This window comes from Chamaesiphon sp. (genome assembly GCF_041738855.1).
GTDB lineage: Bacteria > Cyanobacteriota > Cyanobacteriia > Cyanobacteriales > Chamaesiphonaceae > Chamaesiphon.
Window position 1 is genome coordinate 1 of record NZ_JBGSPA010000174.1, and the last position, 3,686, is coordinate 3,686.

At 43.3% G+C, this 3,686-nt stretch carries 3 protein-coding genes and 1 pseudogene; all 4 read left to right on the forward strand.

Annotated elements, in window-relative coordinates:
- The first annotated feature begins 209 nt into the window (after positions 1-209).
- On the forward strand, positions 210-1,778 hold the full coding sequence (locus ACEW9I_RS18345; protein ID WP_373541776.1) for a cation:proton antiporter: 1,569 nt from the start codon (positions 210-212) through the stop codon (positions 1,776-1,778).
- A gap of 18 nt (positions 1,779-1,796) precedes the next feature.
- Positions 1,797-2,336, forward strand: coding sequence for a hypothetical protein (locus ACEW9I_RS18350; protein ID WP_373541777.1), 540 nt, complete (start codon positions 1,797-1,799; stop codon positions 2,334-2,336).
- Between the two features lie 559 nt (positions 2,337-2,895).
- Positions 2,896-3,483 carry a DUF4277 domain-containing protein gene (locus ACEW9I_RS18355; RefSeq protein ID WP_373541778.1) on the forward strand — a complete coding sequence of 196 codons (588 nt, stop codon included), beginning with the start codon at positions 2,896-2,898 and terminating at the stop codon, positions 3,481-3,483.
- 39 nt (positions 3,484-3,522) lie between these two features.
- A pseudogene (locus ACEW9I_RS18360) lies at positions 3,523-3,686 on the forward strand (IS4 family transposase); the annotation flags it as partial.

Here is a 3,686-nt window from a genome sequence, read left to right on the forward strand (position 1 = left end):
TCTAATTCGGGTAATTGTCGCTTATGAAAACCGGATTGTGATGGCGCAAACACTTCAACAAGCGTTAACAGCTATTTTTAAAACATCCCCAACACCTGCACCCCCACCGATCGTCCGTCCAGTTGCAGAGTCACTTCAGCCCCAGTAAAGCTAAAGTGAGCCATCTGACCATCAGACTCAAGTTGAATCAATTTAATCTAAATTTAGAAATGATAGAAACAAGTTTACAAAAAGTAGCGATCGAAGAAAATCTAGAGCAATTTTTATTAGTCCTATTGGTTGCTTTAAGTGTGGCAATTATACCTCAAATTCTGAGCTGGTTTCGCCGCATTCCGTATACACTGCTACTGGTAATTGTCGGATTAGGGCTGGCTGTTGCCGATGTCAGATTAGTTCAACTTTCGCCTGAATTAATTTTGCTGATTTTTTTACCACCACTCTTGTTTGAAGCGGCTTGGAACTTGAAATGGTCGCGGCTAAAACAGGATTTAATCCCAATTTGTCTTTATGCAGTATTGGGGACAATTATTGCAATTGTAGGCGTAGCGATCGGTCTGAATCAACTAGCTGGGCTATCTGTGACGACGGCATTACTAATTGGGGCGAGTCTAGCAGCAACAGATCCGGTGTCGGTGACGGCTCTATTTAGGGAGTTGGGTGTCGATAAACGGTTGACTACCTTGATGGAGGGTGAAAGCTTATTTAATGATGGGATGGCGGTTGTTGCCTTCGGATTTGTGGTGGCGTTCTCCCAGGGCACCGCCAATTTAGCGATTGTGGCAATTGTGACCCAGTTGGTAATGGTGGTGGGAATCGGGCTAGTTGCTGGGGCACTAATTGGGTTTGGGATCTCTTATCTCACCCAACGGTTCGATCTACCTTTGGTGGAGCAGTCACTCACGCTGGTGGCAGCCTATGGCACCTATTTAATCGCCGAGAAATTAGGCGGATCGGGAGTGATTGGGGTCGTCACGACGGGGCTAATTTTGGGTAATTTTGGCTCGCGGATCGGCATGAACCCCCGCACTCGTGTCATCGTCAGTGAGTTTTGGGAATTTTTATCCTTTTTTGTCAATTCGATTGTCTTTTTGCTAATTGGCGATCGAATTCGCTTTACAGTTTTGGCTGAAAATTGGGTGGCGATCTCGGTGACAATTGCCGCGATGATTTCAGCACGGGCGATCGGGATCTACGGACTCGGCAGTTTGAGTAACCGTCTGGCTGGTACAGAAAAAATTTCCATCCCAGAGCGGACGGTGCTGTGGTGGGGAGGATTGCGGGGGGCAGTATCGATCGCTTTGGCATTGAGCGTACCCGAAAATATTCCAGGACGAGATGCGATCGTGGCGACTGTTTTTGGGGCGGTGTTATTTACCCTCCTCGTCCAAGGATTGACCATTCAGCCCTTGCTTGCCCGACTAGACTTGCTCGGCGACCAGCCGATGCGTCAGCATTATCTGGAGATTATCGCCCATCAGACTGCCCTCAATCGGGTACTAGAACATTTAGGCGAAATCGAGCGACATCCTGGAGTCGAACCCGATTTTTATCAATATCAACGATCGCTAGCTCAGGGAGAGCTAACTCGTCTGCAAGCAGAATTAGAAGATCTCCAAAATGATTACCCCGATCTCCAGACGATTATTGCCGAACAACTGCGAGACGAGTTGCTCGCGATTGAGGCGGATACTTATGCCCAACTCGTGCAAGCGGGTCGGTTAGATCGAGAACTATCGCTGTTGATGGAAGTCGAGAAAACTGAATTAACCGAGATTTAATTACTTGTATTGAGGTGAATGATGTTATCTAAATTAACCGATCGGAAATCCTTAGATCGTCGCTACTTTTGGTTGGAACGATCTATTGCTGTATTCGCACTAATTAATTTAGCTTTAGTATTTTTCGATCTGAGCTATTTGACGCTCCGCTCGCTGGATCTGCAAGCTACGCCCGCCCTAGTGCAATTCTACGATCCGATTAAAGGCGTTCGACCTCATCCTGAAACTCAGGCGTATTTGCATCGCGTGGCACTGTTAGAATTGCAAGTAGCTCAATTTGGTGTCAATTCCCCACAAATCGAAACCTTATTATCTCAATTACGAGAGCGGAGTCAAAACTTAATCCAACATCATCCTTTTGCTGGAAAAGATGGCGATAACACTATCGAAACGATCGAGCAGCAGTTGAGAAACCGCACAAACACCGATGCTGCATTCGATCGCTTTTGGAGTCAAGGTTATTTATCCCCTCAAAACAGAAGCAAAGCGAGATTTAGCGATCGGTTTTGCGTTAGCTTTTATTTTTATAGCGTAATTTCTACTAATAGGAAGAGATAAAACAAGAAGTTTAATCGCGATTTTTCGGTGAAGATGCTCCGCGAAAGATATCACTTCTTCCTAATACCTAAATATCAGTTCATAATACGATAATTTCTGCTTGCAATACTTTAATGGATGTAAATCAAATCAGTAGCAATGCGTTAGTTCGCTTTCTGCTGCTCTTTGCTTCCGGTTGGGCTGTTGTGATGGTATTTCACTATTTTGAGTCTCGCCGCGCTTCATGCCAAATACTGTGCATCTGAGTCCTGTTGTGGTGTTCTTTGCGCTCTTGATTGGAACGCAGGTTTCAAGGCTACTCGGCATCTTCTTGTCGGTGCCGATCTCCGGCATAATTGTTAGCCTATTGGATATTAAAGAAGCACGAGAAAGTTAGGATAAAATGAGTTTTTGTCAATAACTTAGCGGCAATAAAATCACATCCCATCCCACAGTTCGCTCAAGGTTACTGCTTGATGTAGTTTTGCGGCAATAAATCGATGAGCAGCACTTAACCTACATCCAGCAGGTTAGATCGTAAAAAAGTTATTTTAGATAAAGTGGATTTAAAATACCAAAAATGAACACAAAAGTTCAAATAGATGTGCAAGATCTAGATCATTTGGGAATCATCGCTGGAATTGTGGACGAGATTGGAATAGTAGAAGTGATTGACAAAGAGATCGAAACTGATGGCAGGGAGAAAGTTAGCGCAGGTCAAATAGTCAAAGCAATGATTATCAACTGTATGGGATTTCTCACAGCTCCGCTATATTTGTTTAGTGAATTTTTTGAAGGAAAAGCAACAGAACATCTAATTGGGGCAGGAATAAAAGCAGAATACCTAAATGATAGTCGGAGCGGCAGAGTACTAGATCAGCTCTATGAATATGGAATAACAATACTATTTATTAAACTAGCGAGCTTGATGGCTAAAAGATTTAAGATCGAGACAAAGATCGCACATATTGATGGAACAAATATAGCAGTTCATGGAAAATATTTACAATTAGAAGAGGCAGAAATAGAACAGAATTCCGAGGTAGATATGCTATTAGAGCAGGATTCATCACCGGAAGATCGCCAAAAGAAAGATGAAGAAGACTTAGAGCCAGTTCCAATAAATATTACACATGGTTATTCGCGTGACCACCGACCAGATCTCTAGTCTTAAAAGATTATCAAATCATGAGTTTGCCTGTGAAGCTCACCGCTAGAAGCAATATTCAAGAAGTTAGAGAGTTTAGCCGATGTCCCAATTGGTAAATTAGCCGGAAAGATGGGAGTAGTAATAGACTTAATCACTAGACTTCCAGTAGAAATCTGGTTTAAAGAGAATGCTAAAGCGTCAGATATTAACTTTGAATCAGA